Here is an 18,705-nt window from a genome sequence, read left to right on the forward strand (position 1 = left end):
TTCTGATGCTAGTTGGTCTAACACCTTGCAATGTTTGTCTTTTATACGTAATTTAAGGGTTTTCATGTACTTATATTAACAATCAAAACTCAAGGAAAATAGTCCTTAGTTAAATCAAACGACACTTTATGTCGTGTCGCTTATATCTCTGACCTGAAGGACAGAGTTTTACGCTCCATTTGATAAAAAAGCCATGATCAACATGGCTTTCAATGTTCCTAACGCAGGATGATAAACAGATTATAAATAATCGCCTTCACGCTCTGGCTGATACAAAATCTTCTCAATTTTGACTTTCATCATATGACCATCGGGCTGTGGCCATTCAATTTCCTGACCTTCAGCTAAACCTAAAATGGCAGTCCCGACAGGTGCAACCACATTCACCTGCCCTTTCTCACCTTTAAAGTCATGCGGATAAACCAAGGTAATTTCAGTCGGTTCTTTTGCAGGTGCAATGGTAATCAATGCGCGGGCATTCATGCTCACCACATTATTCGGTACATCTTGTGGCGCAACCACTTCAGCACGTGCCAATTCATCTTCTAGATGTTGCATCGTTGGCGTCAATTTAGGTTGATGCTCAAGCATCGTTTCCAAACGGTGCAAATCTTGTTCTGAAATAATAATCTTTGGTCTAATCATTTACTTTTATTCCTGTCATTCCGACAATACTGTCATCATCAGCTTGCCTACAATCATATTCAATACGCTTAAGTTATAACAGAAATTCAGCTTATTGAACGAAAAATCAATTTTTTACATCCATAAAAAAAGCCCCCTTGAGGGGCTTTTCTCAAGGCTGTGCTTATTTTGCGTAAACTGGGAATTTCGCGCAAACAGCTTCAACTTTTGCTTTTACAGTATTAATTACAGCTTCGTCACCTTTGCTGTCAAGAATGTCTGCAATCCAACCTGCAAGATCACGTACTTCTGCTTCACCAAAACCACGTGTAGTTACCGCTGGAGTACCGATACGGATACCAGAAGTTACAAATGGAGAACGTGGATCGTTCGGTACAGAGTTTTTGTTTACAGTAATGTGCGCAGCACCTAACCATGCATCTGCATCTTTACCTGTAATATCTTGCTTGATTAAAGAAAGCAAGAACAAGTGGTTTTTCGTACCACCAGATACTACATCATAACCACGTTCAATAAGAACTTCAGCCATCGCTTGCGCATTTTTAACAACTTGTTGTTGATACGCTTTGTATTCAGGCGCCATTGCTTCTTTAAAACAAATTGCTTTTGCTGCAACTGCGTGTACCAATGGACCACCTTGGTTACCAGGGAACACAGCAGATTGTAATTTTTTCTCGATCTCTTCGTTTGCTTTCGCAAGAATTAGACCAGAACGTGGACCACGCAATGTTTTGTGTGTAGTAGTAGTCGTTACGTCAGCAATTTGCACAGGGTTCGGATATACACCAGCAGCCACTAGACCTGCTACGTGTGCCATATCTACAAATAAATAAGCACCAACTTTGTCTGCGATGTCGCGGAAACGCTGCCAATCTACAATTTGGCTATACGCAGAGAAACCCGCAACAATCATGCGTGGTTTGTGTTCAAGCGCTAAACGCTCAACTTCTTCGTAATCAATTTCGCCAGTTTCTGGGTTTAAACCATATTGGATAGCGTTATATGTTTTACCTGAGAAGCTTACTTTTGCACCATGAGTCAAGTGACCACCATGTGCCAAGCTCATACCTAACACAGTGTCGCCTGGGTTAAGTAAAGCTAAGTAAACTGCAGAGTTTGCTTGTGAACCAGCGTGTGGTTGAACGTTAGCATAATCTGCACCAAAGAGTTCTTTAGCACGGTCAATCGCCAGTTGTTCAATAATATCTACGTATTCGCAACCGCCGTAGTAGCGTTTGCCTGGGTAGCCTTCTGCATATTTATTGGTAAGTTTTGAACCTTGAGCTTCCATTACTGCAGGTGAGCAGTAGTTTTCAGAAGCAATTAACTCAATATGAGCTTCTTGGCGCGCATCTTCATTGGTGATCGCTTGAGCTAATTCTGGATCAAATTCGGCAATAGAAATATTGGCAAACATTAGCGAGGTCCTATTAATTTAGGGCTTTTAAGCCGTGCTAAGATTGGCGCGTATTGTAGCATAAAGTTTGTGAACTGATAGAATGAACTTTGCTCAGTTTTACATAAAAATAGCTCATGCTTCAGATAAAACACGAGCTATTTCAGGTCAAATCAAGAGGGTGTAAATAATTCTGTGTAAATACAGTTTTAAAAATACTTGGTTACACGCTCTTCAAACATGATACTAAAGCGATTCATAGCAGCTTTCCAATTCTGAATAGGCATCGTCCATTTTTTGCTTGCTGCCATAATTGCTAAATATACCACCTTTTTCACGGAATCATCAGTTGGGAAGATTTTTCTTTTCTTGGTTGCATGGCGGATAACGCTGTTCAATGATTCAATCGCATTCGTCGTGTAAATCGCTTTGCGAATATCCATAGAGTAAGCGAAGAACGTGTTGAGATTCGACCAGTTGGCAAGCCATGACTTGCTGATTTGAGGATACTTCTCATCCCATTTTTGTCCAAATTCATCTAAAGCCTGTAAGGCTGCGTCTTCTGTAACAGCTTGATATATCTTTTTTAAATCGGCTGTGACAGCTTTGTAGTCTTTCCAACTCACATATTTAAGGTTGTTGCGTACCATGTGGATGATACACAACTGAATATGCGTATCAGGGTAAATTGTATTGATTGCATCAGGAAAGCCCTTCAGTCCATCTACGCAGGCAATCAGAATATCCTTTAAACCACGATTTTTCAGTTCTGTAAGGACTGAGAGCCAAAATTTAGAACCTTCGTTTTCTGACATCCACATACCTAATAAGTCTTTCTGTCCGTCTGTATTGACACCTAATGCTAGATACACCGCTTTGTTAATAATCGTACTATCTTGACGCACTTTCACCACGATACAATCCATATAGACAATAGGATAAAGGGCATCCAATGGTCGATTTTGCCATTCTATTACTTGTTCTTTAACTGCATCCGTCACTTTGGAAATAAGCGTTGGGGAGACGTCCGCATCGTACATTTCCTTGAATGTGGCAACAATATCTCGTGTCGTCATGCCTTTGGCGTATAGGGATAGGATTTGGCTATCCATTTGTGTGATACGCCTTGCGAAGCGCTGCTTCTCATCTTCTTGATCAGCTGGGGCTCAAAAGTGCCATCACGATCTCTAGGCGTGTCTAGTTCAAATTCACCATCATCAGTAAATAGCCGTTTGGTTGTATAGCCATTACGTGTATTTTTGCCTATACGAGGACTATTCTTCTCATAGCCTAAATGTTCAGTCAGTTCAGCATTGAGTGCAGTTTCAACGGTGAGTTTCTTTAGAGCTTTACTGAAATTATTCAGGTCAGCTTCTGTTTTTAAGTTCTTGGCAAATTCTTTTGCCAATGCCAGCATTGCTTCATCTTTCATGGTAAACACCTGTGTTGCCCCCAACAGCGTTGAGGGATAGTTTAAGCGTTTACACAGTTTTATTTACAGTCTCCAAATCAATCTTTATCGTAATTCAATGACTTATTGAATAGGCATTAACGATTGCACATCTTTAACAATCTCATCCATATTATTCACATACACCGAACCATGATCCCATTTTTGCTCTGCAGGTAAATCATGATCAGTGACGTAATGAATTTTAGTTCCCATCCCTTGAGCTGACTGAACCAAGTAATCCGTGACTTGTTTCGGTACAGTTGGATCTGCTGTTCCTTGATAAATAAATATAGGCGTGCTGATTTTCACTTTTAATGGCTGTGAACCATGGGTTAAGAAATCTTTAACTTCAGGGATGGTCGTCATGAAATTTGGTTGAGTACGTGGATAACCATCCAATGTTCCATACGTCTTTACATGCGTTAGCATTGACTGAGCCATACTCCCACCTAATGTTTCATAACAGATAGACTCTGCCTGAGCAGCAAGTTGATCTGTTGGTGATACAAATATTTCAGAATATTGCAAGGTTGGAGCAGTATTTCTTAGTCCCGCAGCAATTAGAGCAGTAAACGTATCTAATGGCACAAGTGTCTGTACTTTCTTTATTACATCTGGCTCTTGAGTTGCTTTTTGTTCACCACCCGCCAATACCAACGCTAAATTTGATGCAGGTGCGATAGCTATGGCACCCTTATAATTTAACTGCGCACGCGATGCATACTGTGCTGCACCTAAAGCCGCATGTCCACCCTGTGAATGTCCAACTACACTCCATCGCGTTTCTGCAGTATTACCCAAAAGCTTGCTTGCAGCGACAACTGCATCTGTAATCGAATAAGCTTCACTTTTTAAGTTTAAAAATGGATGTAATTCTTTACCGCTCGGTTCACCTAAACCTTCATAGTCAGGTGCAACAACGGCATAACCTGCAGCCAATAGTTTAGCAATGAAATACTCATTTCCATTTAGACCTTGACGGCTCGGCGCACACGCATCTGCCACTCCTGTTGTGCCATGCGCCCAAACTACAAGTGGCCATCCGCCCGCAGGCTTAACTGTTTGAGGGGTAAAAACAAGTGCAGTTGCCTGAGTTTCCTGTCCATTTACCCCTAACATTTTATAAGTCATCAATGTTTTAGAGGCACTTACTGTATCTAAAACATTATTCGCATTGGCACCCTGATCTAAATAAGGCTCTGTTTTCACGACAGGGGCACTAAAATTATATTTCGGAATGCCATCCTCAATAACCACAACACTCGTATCGTCATGATCATCATTACACGCAGTTAAAAACAAACTGCTGCTGGCTAAAGCCACACTTAACCATATTTTTTTCATTTGCTTACCCTTGTCTTCATATTCTTATTAATTGCATCCTTCGCAATCTTTATTTGTACGCTTTTTTATCGTATCAGGCAAGATTTCAACAATTAATATGCAAGTGTATTTTATTTAAAATTAAACACTTACGGTAAAAATCAGTAAATTGATCACATATACAAGTGCCTATTAAATTTCAATTCAATTTGTCATACGCAGCGGCTAATGTTAGATTGCATTTTTATTGAATGACGCAAGCGAATCAGGACATGCAGGCAATTATTCTCGACACTGAAACCCATACTTTAAATGGACAACCCATTGAGATTGCCTACGCCCCCATTCAAATTCAAGATGGCAAAATCAGTCTAGATAAAAGTCAAATTTTCGATCAGTTATATCAAGTCGATGAGCCAATTTCATTCGCAGCGATGGCGGTACATCATATTTTAGAATCAGATTTAATTGATCAACCGCATTACAGTAGTTTCGAATTACCTGCCGAAACCACCTATATTATTGGGCATAATATTGATTACGATATTCGCGCTTTAGAAAAATGTGGTGTGGATACTTCTAAAATTAAAGCCATTTGCACTTTAGCACTTGCACGTCGTGTATGGCCGAATGCTGAAGCACACAATATTTCAGCTTTAATTTATATGATTACCAAAGGCAGCGAAAAAGCGCGTGATATGATTAAAAAAGCGCATCGTGCCGATATGGATATTATTTTAACGGCCAATATTTTGATGCACGAAGTTCATCAATTACAAATTCAAAGTATTGAAGAACTCTACACTGCCTCAGAAGAAGCACGTATTCCACAAATTATCAATTTTGGTAAACATCGTGGTACGGCAATTGCTGACCTTCCTGCCGATTATGTGCAATGGTTATTAAGACAAGAAGATTTAGATCCTTACTTACGCAAGGCGCTCGAAAATACCAGTATTTTGACTTTATAAATGTTTCAAGTGAATCTTATTGCATTTACCTGTCATAAATTATTCATATTATTGTAATTTTCAAAGTCTATGCTTTGCCTTAATTTATTGGGGAAATAAATTAAGGCTCATGTTTAATTATCAAAAAACTCAACTCGGTCTAGATGCATTACAACAGCGCACACGTGATTTAAATGCACGTCAACGTCGTTTATTGGTACTGATTGGTACTGAAGATTTTGATTTACTCGGAGATCAGTTCAAGCAACGTCTTGCACCACCTGAATTGATTGAACAGCTATTAGATATGCACCTGATTGCCCCTGCTGCGCTTGAGCAAGACACTTTGCAACACCAAGAGCAAACGGCTAACATTCTGCTGCAACAAGAGCAAGAGCCATCATCTACCACTTTACACACAGAAATTCATAGCCAACTTGCAAGCAGCACCCCGCAAGCGCATGCTGAAAGTTTGGCAGAACCAATCCACACCCAACATCTTCAAGTAAATTCAGTTCCTGCATATTTAGAAGCACGTGTTGCAGCTGCCATCAATACAGAACAGCCCGCTGAACAACCTGAACCCCAAGCAGAAATACAGCCTGAAATTACCGCTTTGAGTTTTGAAGATGTAAAATTTCTCATGATGGATACTTTGCAGCGTCATTGTGGATTAATGGCAAAACAACTGATTCAGCGAATTTTACAAGCTCAGGATATTCGCAGCTTAAAACTCTGCCAAATGCAATGGATTACCTCTTTGCAAGAAACTCGTTTACCACCGAAAGCACTCAATCAGATTTTGCAGCAAATCAACCACTCTCTGCAAAAGCTTAATCCGACTTAAAGCTTAGATTTTTTTACTTAGTTTTAAGTCTTTTTAACAATTAAAACCATGCTCAGGGACATATGGATTAATTTATTTTTATTACTTTTCAACACCTTAAAAACACATATAAACCTTAGATTCATTATTCCTATAAAAGCTAAGACTTTAGCGGCATAGCCCCGACTGATAAAAATCAGCGATATAGTATTTTCTAGAATTGTTGAGGCACAGGGTTATGATGAATTATGCATTTTTTTTAGCGTTTGATGCTTATGACAATCCAATGCAACTCAGTAAAGTTGGCAATTGGGTGATTACCTTTTTAAGCCCAAAAGATCAGGAAAGCCAAATACAGTTAGCGATTACCAATGTGTTGCCGCGTCAAATTTCAGCACATTTACAACCGCGACGCATAGTGATTCAACAAAGTACAGATGCCCAGCTCTGGCAAATCTTGCAAATTGAATGTTTTGATAGTCAAACCAATCAAGAGTTGAGTTTTCAACCCGATGATGACATTGGGCAAGCGGTCATTCAAAAAATTATTCAAGAGTTTGATAAATACGATGTAAATATCCAACTTGTAGAAGATCAGACGGTTTAAAGCGATATGTTTTACACTTAATGAGCACTTTATTTACGTGTGCTTTAAAAATCCTGCGCACAAAAAAGCTCATCGAAATGAGCTTTTCTAAAAATAAAGTAGTCTCACAAATATTTACTCCAACACACGGAAAATACTATCAGACTCGCGACTTTCAAACAAAAGTTCGATGCTTGGTAAAATCACTTCACCTTCCACAATAATGTGTTCAATTTTGTGAAATAGTGCCAAACCCGCTGCCAATGAAGTTTCTGGGATATTACGTAGCAATGCTTTTGCTTCGTAAATATGGCTAAACTGGTCTTTAACTTTAATATCGATGATTTGCGTCATTGTTGTTCCCTTTTTCTTGACGGAAATTTTTTATACCATAGCTTATAAATTTTTTAAAAAAGTGAGTTGTTAGATTGTTTGACAATGTAGTATTTTTTTAAACTAAATTTAAATTATCTAATAAATTCAAACACATATTTTTTAAAATTTTATTTACAACTTACAAAACCACAGTAAATTTGCTTGTTTTTCATTCTAGCACAGAAAAAACTCGCATTGCTGCGAGTTTTTTTATGTTGGAAGGCTAGTGCTGATTTTATTGTTTGAACAAGAGTTACAAACTCAACGAGCTGTCATTGATCCGTCCAACTGCATCGTAGCGTCTATTACATTGAATGACCTACTGTAGTTTTAATATAGTGAAACTTATTTTTTGCTGCAATAGCCCACTACATTTCAACACATTCACACAGCAAAATTTCAATTGATTTAATTTTCAGTTACGGCATAATTTTATGCGGTTAAAAGCTCCAGCTTTGCGATTAGCTTCTGCATAACTTGGCGATACTTTCAAATAATAAGAAGTCGACGATTATTCAATTAACTCAATTTCATAATCAACATCTTGCAGCATATCTTTATTGTATAGCTTTACCATTGCTGTTGCTTCAGCATAATCGTAGAACAAACCTTCTGCGACGGCTTTACTGCGAAATTCCGTGGTACCAATTTCATTATCATGCGGAACAAAATATAAGTTTTCTGGAATGAGTTTAACGATATAGCCCACGAAGCTGCCCTCAGATTTTTCAGTTTTAAAATATGTGAGTTTTATATGCTGAAAAACGTGATCAGGCTATGGCAAATAAGATCGAATGTTTATCTTAATTTTTTATATACTTTTCAACTATTTTTTATATTACAGTTCAATGCTTATATACTAATTTGGTGCGCTCAGCGGGACTCGAACCCACGCCACAGGCTTCGGAGACCTGTACTCTATCCAGTTGAGCTATGAGCGCGCGCTGCACATCATAACAAAAAATTGCTGAAGGTAAAGCAACTATATATAAGTTACGTATTTTTATGCTTATGCTTTAAACAATGTTCCAAACTTGCAACATAGAATTCCATCTAACTTACTTGGTTTATTGGCGCAGATCGCTCACAATAGTGGCTCTATTCCTCAAGTGAGAATTTCATGACTGATGCATTGACGTTAAGGGACGTGTCAAAGACCTATCGAAATGGTTTCCAAGCACTGAAAGGAATTAATTTGACCGTTCCTGAAGGCGAGTTTTATGCCCTACTTGGACCCAATGGTGCAGGTAAATCTACAACCATTAGCATCATCAGTTCTCTCACCAAAAAAACGGCAGGTACAGTAGAAATTTTTGGGCACAATTTGGATACACATCCATCTCAAGCCAAGCAATGCTTAGGGGTTGTGCCGCAAGAATTTAACTTTGGTCAGTTTGAAAAGACGTTTGACATTTTGGTCACACAAGCAGGCTATTACGGTATTCCTAAAAAAGTTGCCGAACAACGTGCCGAAGAATATTTAGAAAAACTGGGTTTGTGGGATAAACGTGCCACTCAAGCGCGTATGCTGTCTGGCGGTATGAAGCGTCGTTTAATGATTGCACGTGCCATGATGCACGAACCGAAACTGCTTATTTTAGATGAACCGACTGCAGGTGTAGATATTGAGCTGCGCCGTTCAATGTGGGATTTCTTGACAGAAATGAATGATAAAGGCACTTCAATCATTCTCACTACCCACTATTTAGAAGAAGCGGAAATGTTGTGTCGTCGTATCGCGATTATTGATCGTGGTGTGATTAAAGAAGACACTTCCATGAAAAACTTCTTAAACCAGTTAAGTGAAGAATCTTTTATTTTCGATTTAGCTGAACCGATTCAACCCATTCATTTAGATATTATTGGTGTACGTTTCAACTTAATTGATGCAGTGACCCTAGAAGTCACTATGGATAAAGCTCACACCTTAAATGATTTATTCCAACTTTTAGAAGCACAAGGCATTCGCGTGCGCAGTATGCGTAATAAGTCCAACCGTCTAGAAGAGTTATTTGTCAAAATGGTCGAAAAAAATTTAGATGGAGCTGCGCAATGAATTTTACCCAACTACGGATTGCACTCTATACCTTAGTGCATAAAGAAGTTCGTCGTTTTATGCGCATATGGCCTCAAACCTTGCTCCCGCCAGCCATCACCATGAGTTTGTACTTTGTGATTTTTGGTAATTTGGTCGGTTCGCGTATTGGTGAAATGGGCGGCTTTAGCTATATGCAATTTATTGTGCCCGGCTTAATTATGATGGCAGTCATTACCAACAGCTATGCCAACGTATCTTCAAGTTTTTTTAGTGCAAAATTCCAGAAAAGCATTGAAGAACTAATCATGAGCCCTGTACCTTTGCATGCCATTTTATGGGGCTATGTTTTGGGTGGTGTTAGTCGTGGCGTATTGGTCGGTATTATTGTCACCACCATGAGTCTATTCTTTACCGACCTTTATATTACCAATTGGTTTGTTACCATTTATACCGTATTAATTACGTCCTTTTTATTTTCATTAGGCGGTTTTATTAATGCTGTTTATGCCAAATCATTTGATGATATTTCTATTATTCCAACTTTTGTACTGACTCCACTGACTTATTTAGGTGGTGTATTCTATGCCATTAGTGCCTTAAGCCCTTTTTGGCAAAATCTCTCTTTAATTAACCCTGTGGTGTATATGGTTAATGCTTTCCGTTACGGCATTTTAGGACATAGTGATGTCAACGTGACGATTTCATTATCTGTGATTACACTATGCTGCGCAGTGCTTTATGGTATTGCCTATCATTTACTTTCTCGTGGTTCAGGAATGCGTGAATAATGAGTGTTGAACAATCTCTCCTTGGTAAAGACACCAATTATCCTACAGAATATCAACCCGATATTTTATTCCCTATTTCACGTGCTGCTGCACGTGAAAAATATGCAGATGTTGAGGGAATTCAACTGGGGCAAGACTGGTGGCACGTTTTTGAAATTTCGTGGTTGAATGCCGCAGGCATTCCGCAAGTTGCGATTGGTCGGATTACACTACCTGCTTCATCGCCTAACCTGATCGAATCAAAATCATTAAAGCTCTACTTTAATAGTATGAACTTTACCCGCTTTCAGTCTGAAGCCAATTTCATTGAAACTGTTGAGCATGATTTAACGGCTGCTGCGCAAGCACCTGTTACGCTAACTTTATTTCAGGTCGATGATTTAGCGATTAGCCAGCCTGAAGGTATTTGTATTGATCAGCTCACGCCTGAGCGTTTAGAGCAGCATCCTGACCCAAGTTTATTGCAATTCGATTTAGAACAAGCGGAAGATATAGAGGTACAACTTTTCTCACATTTATTACGCAGCAATTGTCCTGTCACAGGACAACCTGACTGGGGCACGGTTTTTATCCGTTATCAAGGCAAAAAACCTTGTTATCGCAGTATTTTGGCTTATATTATTTCTTATCGTCAGCATAATGGTTTCCATGAACAATGTGTGGAACAGATGTTTGCAGACATCTGGCAAAAATTCGCACCAGAAAAACTGATGGTATATGCAACCTATACACGTCGTGGTGGTTTAGACATTAACCCTTGCCGTGTATCGGACTTAACATGGATGCCTCGCCCTATTCGTTTAGCGCGACAATAACAACATTGAGGTTGAACAATGCCATTTTTTGGATTCATTCCATCTGCAGAATTATTAAATACGATTGAAACTGCACAACAGAAAAAAAATTCAAGTGAGCCGCTGTACCCACTGCGCGACAAAACCGCATTAATGATTAATGAAGAAATCATTGATGCCATTTTAACCGAGTTGGTACGTCGTTTTCCTGCCAGCGATAAACGCGACACTGCCGAAAAACTTGCGGGCTATGTCAAATCTACCGTTGCAGTACTCCTAAAACAATTATTAAGCAAAGCGCCAAATGATGTCGTGAAACAATCGATTGAATTTTCTGAGCGCAGTAGCTTTAAAGATGCAGCAGGCAATGCACGTGTAGGTGAAACGCTCGATGCAAGTTTAGTGACCAACCTGAAACACAACTATGCCGAAATTCAAGCAGGCAATGAAGTGAACAAAGCTGCTTTAACCGAACTATATAAACAGTTTGCAGAAGCGACGGTACGCCACTTTATGAGCGACTTTAACAAAACCCTCGATTTGGGCATGATTAAGCGTAAAGCAGCAGATATTGGCGCAGCAGCGGTAATTAAAGCTGTCCATATTGCGGTGGATAAAATCATCCCAAATTTAACCAAAGAGGAACTCTTGGTTTTAGCGGAATATCACGACACCTTATTCCATCATTAATATCAGTGGGTTTAACTCATAATGCGTTTTAAGCCCTTTTGTTGCATGTTAAGTGCAAAATGCCTGATTTTGATCAGGCATTTTTATATGCAATGCAATATCAGGATATGTCTGCAACTTTTGCACAATCAAGAATAACTTTTTGCACCTAGATTGAATTTTGTTACAAATCCTGCGCGCTTTTTACACATTCTTTGTCTATTTTTGTATAAGTTTTTGCAAACCAGTCACGCATGAATGCTATCTTAGCCGCTTACTTCGCTTTCGCAGTTTGGCCCCAATAGCGGCTTATTCTTCATATATAAGTAGCAACTTATTTACTGCATATAAATAAGTTGTGTAAATCATCAATTTGGAATTTTCCTCAATATGTTCAAACTTGATTTTTATAACAAACTAAAACGTCTTTCTTTACTCATTGGTGCATTTTCTATCACCAGTTTTTGTCAGGCCAATGATTTCCAAAATCATCCGTCTTATGCCAGTTTTAAACAAAAAACCATGCAGACCTATGGCTTGAGTGCAGCACAAGTCGATTGGGCGATGGAAGGCTCTAAAAACTTACCCAATATCATCAACATCATGAACCGCCCAGGCGAAAGTAAGCCTTGGTACGACTATAAAACCAATTTCCTTGCAGAAAGCACTATTCAGCGCGGTGTGCGCTTTAAACAACAATATGCAGACACGCTCAATCGTGCTGAACAGCAATTTGGTGTACCGCAATCCATTATTTTAGGGATTCTGGGTGTAGAAACAGGTTTTGGAAGCAATAAGGGCTCTTTTGTAACCCGTGATGCCCTTGCCACCTTAGGCTTTGGTTATGAACGTCGCGCGGAATACTTTAAAGATGAACTCGCAGCACTGATCGCATGGTCATATAAAGATGGTGTGCCAACTTCTTCAATTGTTGGTTCTTATGCAGGTGCTGTTGGTTATCCGCAGTTTATGCCTAGCAATATTCCAAAATTTGGGGTCGATTATGACGGCAACGGACATATTGATCTACGCAACTCGGCAGTCGATGCCATTGGCTCCATTGCAAACTACTTGGCACAACATGGCTGGCAGCGCAATCAACCCATTGCATTTGCTGCACGATATACAGGCAACAATCCTGACAGTGTCATTGCCAAAGATTTGACCCTGCCAACACCTTATGGGGTTTTAAAATCGCAAGGCGTGATGCCAATGAATCCAATTGTGCAAATAGATGACCTCGACTTGGTCAATGTCATTCAATTACAAGAAAATTATGGTCATATCTACTATATAACCTACCCAAATTTTCAGGTGATTACGACTTATAACCGTAGCCGTATGTATGCGACTGCACTGTGGTTATTGGGCACTGAAATTGCGAGTCGCTAAGTACAAATTTAAATATAAAACCAAAAAGTCAAGAAATATTTTTGACAATTTGATCACAAAACAAACTTTTTACATATAATGTTACAATATTGATTATTTTTTAATCAAATAGAGTTGGTTTTTGGTACTTTTTGTCATTATTTTCGTATAAAGACTAGACACCTTTAGTGAGGGATGAATATTATCCATGTCGTCAAATGTAGTCGAAAAAGTGAAATTACAGACAGGATTACCACTATTTCAATCAGTTAAGAGCGAAATAAGTTAAAAATTCTGTCTTCAGGAGTTCAAACCATGCATAGTTCACTTAAATACTTACTTGCACTTTCTGTAGCTGTTGCCCTAAGTCAGTCGCAAGCTGAAATGGTGCAATCATCATTCAACAATGATAATGAGTCATCTAGCCTAGCTGCGCGTGTACTCAACAAAGAAGCACAAAGTTTTAATTCACATTTCTCAAATTTGAATAGCCTTTCAATCACCGAACGTTCAGGCGACCAAATCCGTCGTCAAACGATTGCAGCGAAAATTGAAATTCCTGCTGAAGAGCCTTCAGTGATTGAAAAGTTAAATACAGTGGCATCGAACACTGTACGTAAATTTAGCCAAACAGGTATGGCATCTTGGTACGGTCGTCAATTCCACGGTCGTAAAACTGCAAGCGGTGAAACGTTCGACATGAACGCAATGACTGCTGCACACCGTAGCCTGCCGCTAAACTGCTATATTCGCGTAACCAATAAAAACAATGGTAAAAGCGTTGTAGTTAAAGTAAATGACCGTGGTCCATTCCATGGCAACCGTGTACTCGATCTTTCTTATGGCGCTGCAAAACAATTGGGCATCACCAATGCAGGTACTGCCAAAGTAAGCATTGAGCGTATTGACGGTCCAAACTCTTAAGATTCGCTTACACGACTTCACATTTGACTTGAAAGCCACAGCAATGTGGCTTTTTTAATGCCTGTAAGATTTACAGTCATCCCATGCATGTCTGCACAAAGATGATCCACACAAATTTTGTTGCCACTTCATTTTGAAAATATGAATACTGTTTTGACCGCCTCACTGTTCTCAGTTATATTTTAGACAGTCAAACAATAACAACGGATGATCGGTCTACAGGAATAGCACATGAAGACAGTAAGCGAGTGGCTAGATGAATACAGCGAGAGCCATCAAAATAAAACCAATAAATTAATTCACTGGGTGTGCGTACCTACGATCTTTTTTTCGATTGTCGGCATCTTGGCGCATTTCAGCGCTTTACTAACAACATTACTTCTGGTGCTCAGTTTTATTTTTTATGCACGTTTAGACTTGGTTCTTGCAGTTGCAATGGCAGCATTAATGCTGGTAATGGCATGGCTGATTTATGTTTTGCCTGTTGGAATGGGTTTTTATATCGCAATTTTTGTTTTGGCGTGGATTGGGCAGTTTTATGGTCACAAAGTTGAAGGGAAAAAGCCTTCATTCTTCAAAGACCTCCAATTCCTTCTCATTGGCCCAATTTGGTGCATGGATGCCTATTTAGGTAAAATCCTACCCTCTTGGAAAACACGTCGTAAAAACAGCATTATGAGCATTTAAACGCTATATCCTATTTTCGTTATCGGAAGAACCGTTATTGATAGGTTCTTCCTTGATGTTTTAACCATCCGCCCACGTGTTTGTTTGCTGGATCATGATGCGTCCAGTGAATCACCCCACCCTTATCTGAGTATTCATATTCACCAAAAAACTCAACAGTATCACCTTTTGCAATATTGGTAATTCGTGGTGCAAGATCAATATTATGTGCAACCAATACAGTTTGCCCATTATTCAGTTTTAAAATAAATTTTTGATGACGTGAGCCTTCGTTGTCATCCGCTAACACTGCAATGACCTGCCCACTCGCACGGACTTGTAAATCGCTCTGTTTGCGCTCAAACGCACGTTCAATCAGCTGAACACCCTGAGCATCATCTTGCAGCGCATCTCGCTGTACGTCTAACTGCTCTTTTTCAGTTTGCGATGTGCGAGCAGTACTTGTAGATGGTGCATTTGATGTTTCAGACTGAAACTGCTGTAAATCTATGCCAAAAAATGCAGCAATTAGCACTACAATAATTGCGCCGATGCTTAAATTCTTTTTATTTGCCATATAACCTTCTTGTTCTGATTCCACCCTATACGATTAAGTCAATTATTCGTAACATACTGATTTAAAATTAATATCTTTAATCTTCATCTCAATATTTATGCCACGATTGCATATTGCCAAAATCTATATTCACAAAAAAGCCCCAAAATAAATTGGGGCTTTCCTTACAAAATATTTTACCTTAAGTAAAAATTATTTTGCAGCAGCTTGAGCAGCAGCAACTTCTTCAGCGAAGCTCATTTCTGCTTTTTTCTCAATACCTTCACCTACTTCGAAACGAACGAATTGAGCAACAGTTGTACCAGTTGCTTTTAATACTTCAGCAACTTTCTTCTCGTTGTCAATTACGTACATTTGACGATCAAGCGCAACTTCGTTCAAGTATTTTTCAACTGAACCAGTTACCATCTTCTCTACGATGTTTGCAGGCTTACCAGATTCAACTGCTTTCGCTTCTGCAATTTCTTTCTCTTTAGCGATAAGATCAGCAGGAACTTGTTCAGCAGTAACAGCAACTGGGTTGAATGCAGCAACGTGCATTGCAATACCTTTACCAGTCGCAGCATCACCTGTGTAAGAAACAACAACACCGATTTTTAAACCGTGCTTGTACACAGCAAGGTTTTCACCTTCAACGATTTGTGCACGACGAACTTGGATGTTTTCACCAATTTTTTGAACAAGTGCAACACGTGTTTCTTCAACAGTTGCGCCATCTTCAAGTTTAAGTTCAGCAATTTTAGCAGCATCAGTTTCGTTTGCAGCAAGAGCAGCAGCAGCAACTTTCGCAGAGAAACCAGCAAAGTTTTCGTCTTTTGCAACGAAGTCAGTTTGACAGTTTACTTCTAAAAGAATCGCTTTGTTGCCTTCTTGAACGATTGTGATTGCACCGTCAGCAGCAATGTTACCTGCTTTTTTAGCAGCTTTTGCTTGACCAGATTTACGAAGGTTGTCAATCGCTAATTCGATGTCACCGCCCGCTTCTGTTAATGCTTTTTTACATTCCATCATTGCTAGACCAGTACGATCACGCAATTCTTTAACCATGCTTGCTGTAACTGCAGTCATGTTTATCTCCTAAAATCGGTAGAAAATGAATTCTTTTTTTAACAGAAACGGCCCAGAGGGTGTCTCTTGGGCCGTCTGCATACATGACGCTTACTTTGCCACCATCGCATGTCGCAAAAATGACAAGCTTACGTCAAAACGCATTAAGCCTCAGAAGCAGGAGCTTCTTCGCCTTTTGCTTGAGCATTGGCTTGAGTTTGAGCGTATTCTTTACCAGCAATGATCGCATCAGCCATTGAAGAAGCGTAAAGTGTTACTGCACGGATCGCATCGTCGTTACCCGGAATAACGTAGTCTACGTTGTCTGGGTTAGAGTTTGTATCTACGATACCGATTACAGGAATACCTAAGTTTTTAGCTTCTTTAATTGCAATTGCTTCGTGATCAACGTCAATTACGAATAATGCGTCAGGTAAACCACCCATGTTTTTCACACCGCCTAAAGCGCGCTCAAGTTTTTCCATTTCACGGCTACGCTCTAAAGCTTCACGTTTAGTAAGCTTAGCAAAAGTACCGTCAGTAGACTGAACTTGAAGATCTTTTAAACGGCTGATAGATTGGCGAAGTGTTTTCCAGTTCGTCAACATACCACCTAACCAACGGTGATCTACATACGGTTGACCAGCGCGTTGAGCTTGTTCACGGATGATTGCAGAAGCAGCACGTTTTGTACCAACGAACAAAACTTTGTTCTTTTTGCTAGCCAATTGGTTTGCAAAGTTCAAAGCATCATTTAACGCAGGAACAGTGTGTTCAAGGTTGATGATGTGAATTTTGTTACGCGCACCAAAGATGTATTGACGCATCTTTGGGTTCCAGAAACGTGTTTGGTGACCAAAGTGTGCGCCAGCTTGAAGAAGGTCGCGCATGCTTACGTTGTAATCTGCCATTTTCTTTACCTTAAATGTTTGGGTTAGGCCTCCATATATCCGCATTCTCCACCCCAAAGGGCACCCAGAGTAATGTGACGATATATGTGCGGATTTTTAATTTCCCTTTTACCAAGCTCTTTGAAACATATTCATAAAAAGCATTTGATAAAATGGGCGGCTATTTATACCATAGTCACACACAAATTTCCAAAAGTTTTTAAAGATCATGAACACAACTTATCAAGCACCTCGTCGACTCATCAAAACCGCAGAAGATATTGAAAAAATGCGCGTGGCAGGACGACTGGCGGCAGAAGTTTTGGAGATGATCAAAGCACACGTTAAACCAGGCGTTACTACGCTCGAACTGGATACGATTTGCCATGACTATATTGTCAATCAACAACAAGCTATTCCTGCCTGCTTAGGTTATGGTGCTGCTCCGGGTCGTCCAGCATTCCAACACACCATTTGCACATCGGTTAACCATGTGGTTTGTCACGGTATTCCGTCAGAAAGTAAAGTGCTGAAGAAAGGCGATATTTTAAATATTGATGTCACAGTCATTAAAGATGGTTTCCACGGCGATACCAATATGATGTATATCGTGGGTGGTGAAACTTCCATTTTAGCCAATCGTTTATGCAAAGTTGCCCAAGAAGCGATGTATCGCGGTATGGCAACCGTTAAACCCGGTTCAACCATTGGTGATATTGGTCATGCGATTCAAAAATATGTTGAATCTGAACGCTTTAGTGTCGTGCGTGAATATTGCGGTCATGGTATTGGGACGACCTTCCACGATGAGCCACAAGTATTGCACTATGGTCAAGCCAACACAGGCATGATTTTAGAAGAAGGTATGACTTTTACCATTGAACCAATGGTCAATGCAGGCGTATGGCAAACCAAATTACTTGGCGATAAATGGACAGTGGTGACCAAAGACCACAAATTATCGGCACAGTTTGAACACACCATTTTGGTCACCAAAGATGGCTTGGAAGTGCTAACTGCCCGCCCTGATGAAGATTTATCACGCTTTACTGCATAACGTGTTTGCAGCCAAAATCTGTCATTGGCTAAAAATTTAACCCGTATGTCAAAAAGATCAGTTCCGACTGGTCTTTTTTATTAATTTCAACGCATACAATTTCTATAAAATCTTTTTATTTCAAACCAATAGAACTTTAAAGCCATCCAATAAAACAAGCATTTTCACGTATTCAACAGTTTTGGATTTAACAAAACACCTGCACACTTTTCCAGTTATTCACAAAAGTTTAAAAAAATATCTTGTAAAAACAACAGTTTTATTTTTCCAGTCCATTTCATAATGCCTTGCATAACAATGCCGTAAATAACAACAAGCAAAATTGGACAT

At 39.5% G+C, this 18,705-nt stretch carries 19 protein-coding genes, 1 tRNA gene and 1 pseudogene; 11 read left to right on the plus strand and 10 right to left on the minus strand.

Annotation, left to right across the window (positions count from 1 at the left end):
- Nucleotides 1–240: 240 nt before the first annotated feature.
- From rnk to FTT74_RS08800, 4 genes and pseudogenes are all read right to left on the minus strand, one after another.
- On the minus strand, nucleotides 241–645 hold the full coding sequence (gene rnk / locus FTT74_RS08785; protein WP_004972920.1) for a nucleoside diphosphate kinase regulator: 405 nt from the start codon (nucleotides 643–645) through the stop codon (nucleotides 241–243).
- Between the two features lie 163 nt (nucleotides 646–808).
- The gene (gene glyA / locus FTT74_RS08790; protein ID WP_019836649.1) at nucleotides 809–2,062 is read right to left on the minus strand and encodes a serine hydroxymethyltransferase; all 1,254 of its coding nucleotides are present in this window, start codon (nucleotides 2,060–2,062) and stop codon (nucleotides 809–811) included.
- Nucleotides 2,063–2,250: 188 nt separating this feature from the next.
- Nucleotides 2,251–3,473, minus strand: a pseudogene (locus FTT74_RS08795) (IS256 family transposase).
- A gap of 102 nt (nucleotides 3,474–3,575) precedes the next feature.
- Nucleotides 3,576–4,838 (minus strand): alpha/beta fold hydrolase, encoded by a 1,263-nt coding sequence (locus FTT74_RS08800; protein WP_179988941.1) that lies wholly within the window; start codon nucleotides 4,836–4,838, stop codon nucleotides 3,576–3,578.
- 251 nt (nucleotides 4,839–5,089) lie between these two features.
- Between FTT74_RS08800 and FTT74_RS08805 the strand changes: the two genes are divergently transcribed.
- The 3 genes from FTT74_RS08805 to FTT74_RS08815 all read left to right on the plus strand — a co-directional run bounded on the left by FTT74_RS08805 (nucleotide 5,090) and on the right by FTT74_RS08815 (nucleotide 7,200).
- On the plus strand, nucleotides 5,090–5,788 hold the full coding sequence (locus FTT74_RS08805; RefSeq protein ID WP_026438378.1) for an exonuclease domain-containing protein: 699 nt from the start codon (nucleotides 5,090–5,092) through the stop codon (nucleotides 5,786–5,788).
- Between the two features lie 109 nt (nucleotides 5,789–5,897).
- Entirely contained in the window at nucleotides 5,898–6,614 is a 717-nt protein-coding gene (locus tag FTT74_RS08810; RefSeq protein WP_179988940.1) for a hypothetical protein, read from the plus strand.
- Nucleotides 6,615–6,831: 217 nt separating this feature from the next.
- Nucleotides 6,832–7,200 carry a hypothetical protein gene (locus FTT74_RS08815; RefSeq protein ID WP_004972910.1) on the plus strand — a complete coding sequence of 123 codons (369 nt, stop codon included), beginning with the start codon at nucleotides 6,832–6,834 and terminating at the stop codon, nucleotides 7,198–7,200.
- A gap of 114 nt (nucleotides 7,201–7,314) precedes the next feature.
- On the opposite strand, the gene FTT74_RS08820 is transcribed toward FTT74_RS08815, so the two are convergent.
- From FTT74_RS08820 to FTT74_RS08830, 3 genes are all read right to left on the minus strand, one after another.
- Complete coding sequence (locus FTT74_RS08820) at nucleotides 7,315–7,533, minus strand: hypothetical protein (RefSeq protein ID WP_004972907.1); 219 nt, start codon at nucleotides 7,531–7,533, stop codon at nucleotides 7,315–7,317.
- Between the two features lie 532 nt (nucleotides 7,534–8,065).
- Nucleotides 8,066–8,263, minus strand: a complete 198-nt coding sequence (locus FTT74_RS08825; RefSeq protein WP_004972905.1) for a hypothetical protein — start codon at nucleotides 8,261–8,263, stop codon at nucleotides 8,066–8,068.
- Between the two features lie 156 nt (nucleotides 8,264–8,419).
- Nucleotides 8,420–8,495 (minus strand) — tRNA-Arg (locus FTT74_RS08830).
- Between the two features lie 179 nt (nucleotides 8,496–8,674).
- On the opposite strand from FTT74_RS08830, the gene FTT74_RS08835 reads away from it, so the two are divergent.
- The 7 genes from FTT74_RS08835 to FTT74_RS08865 all read left to right on the plus strand — a co-directional run bounded on the left by FTT74_RS08835 (nucleotide 8,675) and on the right by FTT74_RS08865 (nucleotide 14,825).
- Nucleotides 8,675–9,610: an ABC transporter ATP-binding protein gene (locus FTT74_RS08835; protein ID WP_179988939.1), complete on the plus strand. Its 936-nt coding sequence runs from the start codon at nucleotides 8,675–8,677 to the stop codon at nucleotides 9,608–9,610.
- On the plus strand, nucleotides 9,607–10,380 hold the full coding sequence (locus FTT74_RS08840; RefSeq protein WP_096902393.1) for an ABC transporter permease: 774 nt from the start codon (nucleotides 9,607–9,609) through the stop codon (nucleotides 10,378–10,380). Before FTT74_RS08835 ends, FTT74_RS08840 begins: the two co-directional genes overlap by 4 nt.
- A complete protein-coding gene (gene queF, locus FTT74_RS08845; protein ID WP_154320518.1) occupies nucleotides 10,380–11,195 on the plus strand; it encodes an NADPH-dependent 7-cyano-7-deazaguanine reductase QueF in 816 nt (271 codons plus the stop codon). Before FTT74_RS08840 ends, queF begins: the two co-directional genes overlap by 1 nt.
- Before the next feature lie 18 nt (nucleotides 11,196–11,213).
- On the plus strand, nucleotides 11,214–11,864 hold the full coding sequence (locus FTT74_RS08850) for a hypothetical protein (protein ID WP_070152374.1): 651 nt from the start codon (nucleotides 11,214–11,216) through the stop codon (nucleotides 11,862–11,864).
- Nucleotides 11,865–12,233: 369 nt separating this feature from the next.
- Entirely contained in the window at nucleotides 12,234–13,235 is a 1,002-nt protein-coding gene (mltB, locus tag FTT74_RS08855; protein ID WP_096902392.1) for a lytic murein transglycosylase B, read from the plus strand.
- Between the two features lie 294 nt (nucleotides 13,236–13,529).
- Complete coding sequence (locus FTT74_RS08860; RefSeq protein ID WP_179988938.1) at nucleotides 13,530–14,138, plus strand: septal ring lytic transglycosylase RlpA family protein; 609 nt, start codon at nucleotides 13,530–13,532, stop codon at nucleotides 14,136–14,138.
- Nucleotides 14,139–14,369: 231 nt separating this feature from the next.
- Nucleotides 14,370–14,825 carry a DUF962 domain-containing protein gene (locus FTT74_RS08865; protein WP_004972797.1) on the plus strand — a complete coding sequence of 152 codons (456 nt, stop codon included), beginning with the start codon at nucleotides 14,370–14,372 and terminating at the stop codon, nucleotides 14,823–14,825.
- A 34-nt stretch (nucleotides 14,826–14,859) separates the two neighbouring features.
- Here FTT74_RS08865 and FTT74_RS08870 read toward each other — a convergent pair whose 3' ends face one another.
- The 3 genes from FTT74_RS08870 to rpsB all read right to left on the minus strand — a co-directional run bounded on the left by FTT74_RS08870 (nucleotide 14,860) and on the right by rpsB (nucleotide 17,339).
- Nucleotides 14,860–15,381, minus strand: a complete 522-nt coding sequence (locus tag FTT74_RS08870; RefSeq protein WP_004972795.1) for a DUF3465 domain-containing protein — start codon at nucleotides 15,379–15,381, stop codon at nucleotides 14,860–14,862.
- Nucleotides 15,382–15,573: 192 nt separating this feature from the next.
- Nucleotides 15,574–16,449: a translation elongation factor Ts gene (tsf, locus tag FTT74_RS08875; RefSeq protein ID WP_004972793.1), complete on the minus strand. Its 876-nt coding sequence runs from the start codon at nucleotides 16,447–16,449 to the stop codon at nucleotides 15,574–15,576.
- Nucleotides 16,450–16,592: 143 nt separating this feature from the next.
- A complete protein-coding gene (rpsB, locus tag FTT74_RS08880) occupies nucleotides 16,593–17,339 on the minus strand; it encodes a 30S ribosomal protein S2 (RefSeq protein ID WP_004972791.1) in 747 nt (248 codons plus the stop codon).
- Between the two features lie 208 nt (nucleotides 17,340–17,547).
- Between rpsB and map the strand changes: the two genes are divergently transcribed.
- Nucleotides 17,548–18,375: a type I methionyl aminopeptidase gene (gene map / locus FTT74_RS08885; RefSeq protein WP_004972787.1), complete on the plus strand. Its 828-nt coding sequence runs from the start codon at nucleotides 17,548–17,550 to the stop codon at nucleotides 18,373–18,375.
- Nucleotides 18,376–18,705 lie beyond the last annotated feature (330 nt).

The organism is Acinetobacter sp. YH01007, assembly GCF_013420425.1.
Taxonomy (GTDB): domain Bacteria; phylum Pseudomonadota; class Gammaproteobacteria; order Pseudomonadales; family Moraxellaceae; genus Acinetobacter; species Acinetobacter towneri.

Coding starts and splice junctions, on each gene's coding strand:
- rnk (WP_004972920.1), bottom strand. CDS start 645: ATGATTAGACCAAAGATTATTATTTCAGAACAAGATTTGCACCGTTTG.
- glyA (WP_019836649.1), bottom strand. CDS start 2,062: ATGTTTGCCAATATTTCTATTGCCGAATTTGATCCAGAATTAGCTCAA.
- FTT74_RS08800 (WP_179988941.1), bottom strand. CDS start 4,838: ATGAAAAAAATATGGTTAAGTGTGGCTTTAGCCAGCAGCAGTTTGTTT.
- FTT74_RS08805 (WP_026438378.1), top strand. CDS start 5,090: ATGCAGGCAATTATTCTCGACACTGAAACCCATACTTTAAATGGACAA.
- FTT74_RS08810 (WP_179988940.1), top strand. CDS start 5,898: ATGTTTAATTATCAAAAAACTCAACTCGGTCTAGATGCATTACAACAG.
- FTT74_RS08815 (WP_004972910.1), top strand. CDS start 6,832: ATGATGAATTATGCATTTTTTTTAGCGTTTGATGCTTATGACAATCCA.
- FTT74_RS08820 (WP_004972907.1), bottom strand. CDS start 7,533: ATGACGCAAATCATCGATATTAAAGTTAAAGACCAGTTTAGCCATATT.
- FTT74_RS08835 (WP_179988939.1), top strand. CDS start 8,675: ATGACTGATGCATTGACGTTAAGGGACGTGTCAAAGACCTATCGAAAT.
- FTT74_RS08840 (WP_096902393.1), top strand. CDS start 9,607: ATGAATTTTACCCAACTACGGATTGCACTCTATACCTTAGTGCATAAA.
- queF (WP_154320518.1), top strand. CDS start 10,380: ATGAGTGTTGAACAATCTCTCCTTGGTAAAGACACCAATTATCCTACA.
- FTT74_RS08850 (WP_070152374.1), top strand. CDS start 11,214: ATGCCATTTTTTGGATTCATTCCATCTGCAGAATTATTAAATACGATT.
- mltB (WP_096902392.1), top strand. CDS start 12,234: ATGTTCAAACTTGATTTTTATAACAAACTAAAACGTCTTTCTTTACTC.
- FTT74_RS08860 (WP_179988938.1), top strand. CDS start 13,530: ATGCATAGTTCACTTAAATACTTACTTGCACTTTCTGTAGCTGTTGCC.
- FTT74_RS08865 (WP_004972797.1), top strand. CDS start 14,370: ATGAAGACAGTAAGCGAGTGGCTAGATGAATACAGCGAGAGCCATCAA.
- FTT74_RS08870 (WP_004972795.1), bottom strand. CDS start 15,381: ATGGCAAATAAAAAGAATTTAAGCATCGGCGCAATTATTGTAGTGCTA.
- tsf (WP_004972793.1), bottom strand. CDS start 16,449: ATGACTGCAGTTACAGCAAGCATGGTTAAAGAATTGCGTGATCGTACT.
- rpsB (WP_004972791.1), bottom strand. CDS start 17,339: ATGGCAGATTACAACGTAAGCATGCGCGACCTTCTTCAAGCTGGCGCA.
- map (WP_004972787.1), top strand. CDS start 17,548: ATGAACACAACTTATCAAGCACCTCGTCGACTCATCAAAACCGCAGAA.